This window comes from Spirosoma endophyticum (assembly GCF_900112365.1).
GTDB lineage: Bacteria > Bacteroidota > Bacteroidia > Cytophagales > Spirosomataceae > Spirosoma > Spirosoma endophyticum.
Genome location: NZ_FOLQ01000005.1, coordinates 1 through 4,010 on the forward strand (window position 1 = coordinate 1; position 4,010 = coordinate 4,010).

General features: G+C 47.0%; 6 protein-coding genes. 4 read left to right on the top strand and 2 right to left on the bottom strand.

Annotated features, from left to right (window positions below; all coding sequences use genetic code 11):
* Nucleotides 1-297: 297 nt before the first annotated feature.
* The 3 genes from BM202_RS14545 to BM202_RS14555 all read left to right on the top strand — a co-directional run bounded on the left by BM202_RS14545 (nt 298) and on the right by BM202_RS14555 (nt 2,172).
* Nucleotides 298-948 carry a Crp/Fnr family transcriptional regulator gene (locus BM202_RS14545; protein WP_177236590.1) on the top strand — a complete coding sequence of 217 codons (651 nt, stop codon included), beginning with the start codon at nt 298-300 and terminating at the stop codon, nt 946-948.
* A gap of 112 nt (nt 949-1,060) precedes the next feature.
* Nucleotides 1,061-1,822 carry an oxidoreductase gene (locus BM202_RS14550; protein ID WP_093828048.1) on the top strand — a complete coding sequence of 254 codons (762 nt, stop codon included), beginning with the start codon at nt 1,061-1,063 and terminating at the stop codon, nt 1,820-1,822.
* A gap of 53 nt (nt 1,823-1,875) precedes the next feature.
* Nucleotides 1,876-2,172, top strand: a complete 297-nt coding sequence (locus BM202_RS14555) for an antibiotic biosynthesis monooxygenase family protein (protein ID WP_093827299.1) — start codon at nt 1,876-1,878, stop codon at nt 2,170-2,172.
* A gap of 185 nt (nt 2,173-2,357) precedes the next feature.
* Here BM202_RS14555 and BM202_RS14560 read toward each other — a convergent pair whose 3' ends face one another.
* The gene (locus BM202_RS14560; RefSeq protein WP_093827301.1) at nt 2,358-2,750 is read right to left on the bottom strand and encodes a DoxX family protein; all 393 of its coding nucleotides are present in this window, start codon (nt 2,748-2,750) and stop codon (nt 2,358-2,360) included.
* Nucleotides 2,751-2,771: 21 nt separating this feature from the next.
* Nucleotides 2,772-3,515, bottom strand: a complete 744-nt coding sequence (locus BM202_RS14565) for an SDR family oxidoreductase (RefSeq protein ID WP_093827303.1) — start codon at nt 3,513-3,515, stop codon at nt 2,772-2,774.
* Nucleotides 3,516-3,611: 96 nt separating this feature from the next.
* Between BM202_RS14565 and BM202_RS14570 the strand changes: the two genes are divergently transcribed.
* Nucleotides 3,612-3,956, top strand: coding sequence for a winged helix-turn-helix transcriptional regulator (locus BM202_RS14570; protein ID WP_093827305.1), 345 nt, complete (start codon nt 3,612-3,614; stop codon nt 3,954-3,956).
* The last annotated feature ends 54 nt before the right edge of the window (nt 3,957-4,010 follow it).

Here is a 4,010-nt window from a genome sequence, read left to right on the forward strand (position 1 = left end):
AGCGGTCCCCACCCGCACAAGATATCTGTACAGTCCAATGTGCCTATAGTCCATTTCGGGAGCTGACTAAAGGCGAAGGTTAAGCTGAAGGCACCCACAAAGTACACGAGAATAGGTACTAACTTACCTTTGTTCATTAAAACAGAGTTGTTAACTAAGTAGTAAATAGGTTCACCAATATAAGCAACCTCAAATAAATCAGCACAAAATAATCTATTCTTAAGAAAACGATCCTAACAGGACGATAGAACATTCATGTATGGGCTTCTTAAACGGGGCGTTTAACTGGACGGTACGATGGCTATAGCTAAATTCGTTCTGGTTAATGCAAAGATTAAGCTTTCGATTTTGGAAAATACGCCTGACTTTTCATCGATACTTCACCACATCGCCAAGCACATAACCCTTACCGAACCAGAAAAGGAGTTGTTCATCTCAATGCTGCGGTTGAAAAAGGTGAAACGCAAACAGCTCATTGAGCAACCTGGTTTTGTCTCAACCCATCGCACTTACGTCGTTGAAGGCGCTTTCAGGGCTTATCTTGTCAGTCCTGATGGACAAGAACATACGCTTTCCTTAGCCGTCGATGATGGAATGATCGGCGATCCGGGCAGCTTCCTGTTACAGGAGCCAGCAACGCTGTTCGTCGAAGCTATTGAGGCCAGTACCATTATCCAGTGGAGTTATGAGAATGAACAGCTATTACTGGAAAAAATACCGCAGTTTTCGCTGGCTATGATGCGAAGAGCGCAACAGATCGCCGTTACCATACAACGACGGGTTATCGCTCAATTAAGTTTGTCCGCTGAAGAACGCTACGACGAATTTGCCCAAAACCATCCCCTGCTGCTTCAGCGAATACCGCTATACATCATTGCCTCTTATCTGGGTATGAGCCGGGAATTCCTCTCCAAAATACGAAAGCAGAAAACGACCCTAAAAAAGTAAGTAAACGAATGTGAACTAGTTCACCCTCATTTAGTAATCTACTTCACAGGCCATGTCAAGGCCTCAGCTGAACTTTGCTGCAGAAATCATAAACGAGCAAAATCAGATCAGCATGAACGTTTACAAGACTGAATTCGAAGGAAAAAAAGCCCTGATCACCGGCGGTTCAAAGGGCATTGGGGCGGCCACGGCACAGCGCTTACTCGAAGGTGGGGCTACGGTCGTTGTTTCGGCCCGCTCTCAGCACGAACAGACGCCCCCCGGGGCAACCTTCATTCAAGGTGATGTTAGCACGGTAGAAGGGGCCACGGCTATCGCCGAAGAGGCATTAAGAATTTTGGGTGGTTTGGATATTCTGGTGAATAATGTAGGGGCAACCACGCCTATCCTGCCCGGCATTGAATCAATTACCGACGAGGACTGGCTGGACTCGCTGATGATCAACTTTATGAGCGCGGTTCGGGTGACAAAGCCCTTGTTAGGAGCCCTCCGGCAAAGTGGTTCGGGCACCATTGTGAACATATCAGCGGGTGGCCTGCTGCCCTTTCATGGTTTTTTGGCCCATTATGGAGCCGCTAAAGCCGCCTTGGATAGCTATACCGGGTCATTGGCTCGAGAGCTGGCCCCCGCTGGCGTACGGGTCAACTTAGTAACGCCTGGTGCCATTAAAACCGAAGGAGGCGATGAAGGCCGAAAACTATTAGCCACTAGCATGGGCATCACGGTAGACCAACTAGTTGGGGCAATACCCCTTCGCCGGATAGGTACAGCTCAGGAAATAGCCGAGATGATTGCCTTTCTAGTCTCGGAGCGGGCTTCTTACGTTACTGGACATGATCATTTTGTCACGGGTGGTTTTGGTGATCTGGTTTAATTGACGATTCTATTGATTGTACCTAATTGGTTTACCCTTTGAACAATTGAATCATGAAAAATAAGCCGCTACATGTGATTGTCCGGTTTGAACTAAAAGCTGGCGAACTTGATACACTGACTGCCCTTATCCGGGATTTTTTCGAAAAAGAAGTTAGCCACTTTCCCGGGTTTATCTCCGCCAAAATTCATCAAAATGAGGCAGGAACTGTTTTGATCAACTACGCTACCTGGGAATCTACCGAGCATTTTCACCAGTTCGTCATGGAGTTGGCTAGCCTTTCTCCCATTGCTCAACAGATCCAAGCTTTTCGTCCAACACAAGACATGGTTTTCGAAGTCTCCTTGTAGAAGCAACGATGCAATTTAAGCAGGGTTCAGCCATTCGGTTGAACCCTTGTTTTGCTTTAGTTTCGTAAAACGCTCATTTAGTAGAGCTTAACCCCAGTTTAATTGGATGCTTTTGTCAGAAATCGTTCGTTTCTATCCTAAAAATGTAATTCAAACGGCTCCATTAGACGTTGATTCGTTGGTTTTCAGCTTACTTGGTTGTTTACGACTGACTTATTTAGTAGTCTAGCCGTTAATTCCCCAAAACGAATGATAGCGGTTAGCCAAATGAAAACTTCTATGGCCGCTGGAAAAGCAATATCTTGTTGATGCTGTAAATGGGTGGCAATCGCGCCCCCTAAATAAGAGGACAAGAGTAAGGTCCCCAGGATGCCTGTTCGGGGATACACAAACAAAACAACGGATAAGAGCTCAATGATGCCCAACACCCAATACGTGTCGGCGGATAGGCCAAACGAGGTTGCCATTTGTAACGCATGCCCACTCCCCATCAGTTTGTCAACCGCAGAGGCACTTAACATTAAGCTGATTAGTCCGCTCATTACCCAGCCTGCAACGTTTTTTGTCTTTGTCGTCATGGTTTCCTTAGTCTAGTTTACTTACAAGGCCATGCCCCCATCAATGAAATACTCGCCGCCGGTGATAAAGGAGGAAACGCGACTATCCGACAGATAGGCCACCAGTTTAGCGACATCCTCGGCTACACCCATCTTCCGTAGGGGTACCTGACTAAGGATTTGCGTTTTCATCCCACTTAAGGTCGCTTCATCCATGCCGAACTTACTTTGCATTTCCGTCTGGGTCGGCCCGGGGTGAACCGTATTCACTCGGATCTGCCGGGGAGCCAGTTCTTTGGCCGCTATTTTTGCGACATGGCTCAGGGCAGCCTTACTGGCTGAATACACCGAACTGCTTTCCATAGCTAAGGCCGTATTGCCCGAAGCTAAAAAGACAATCGAAGCCCCATCCTTGAGAATAGGCATGAATTTTTGAAGGGTAAAAAAAGCCCCTTTAAAATTGACATCCAGCATGGTGTCAAAATGCTCTTCGGAGGTATACTCAATGGGGGCAAAGAAGGCCACCCCTGCGTTAATGAACAACACATCGACTTTCCCCAACGACTGATGAATATCCGCCACCAGCTCATCAATCTGCCCCAACTTGGATTGATCCGTCAATTTATATTGTACACCCAGCTCAATCGCTGCTTTCTCTAACGCGACTTCTCGTTTCCCCGTGATTACCACTGTAGCCCCTTGTGCTTTGAATTCTTTGGCGGTGGCATAGCCAATCCCACTATTACCGCCGGTAATCACCACCACTTTGTTGTTGAATGTTTCCATGTTGCCTTGAATAAAGTAAGGCGTAAAAGTGGCGCTATAGTAGTGTATATTTGTTACTAATTACAGAAAGGATACTAGTTACATTTAGGATAGTACATGAAGGATCATTCAGATTTAGCCTGCACCAATGTGCATTCGGCCATTCAGGACACGCTGTATGTGGTCAATGGGAAATGGAAGTTGTTGCTACTTTCCATCTTGATTAATGAAGGCACCAAGCGATTTGGTGAACTGGCCAGGGCCTCGGGCATTTCGCCGCGAATCTTATCCAAGGAATTACACGAACTGGAACTCAACCAATTAGTGAGTCGGCAAGTATGCCCAACCAAACCGGTCACGGTGGAATATTCGGCCACCCCTTATGCGGGCACGCTGAAGGAAGTGATTGATGCGATGATTCGGTGGGGCCAGCGCCACAAACAAAAGCTGGTTCGGAGCTAATTGCTTTGGGCGAGCAACTGGCTGGGGTTGAACTCAGCTATCTCTTGTCTCATT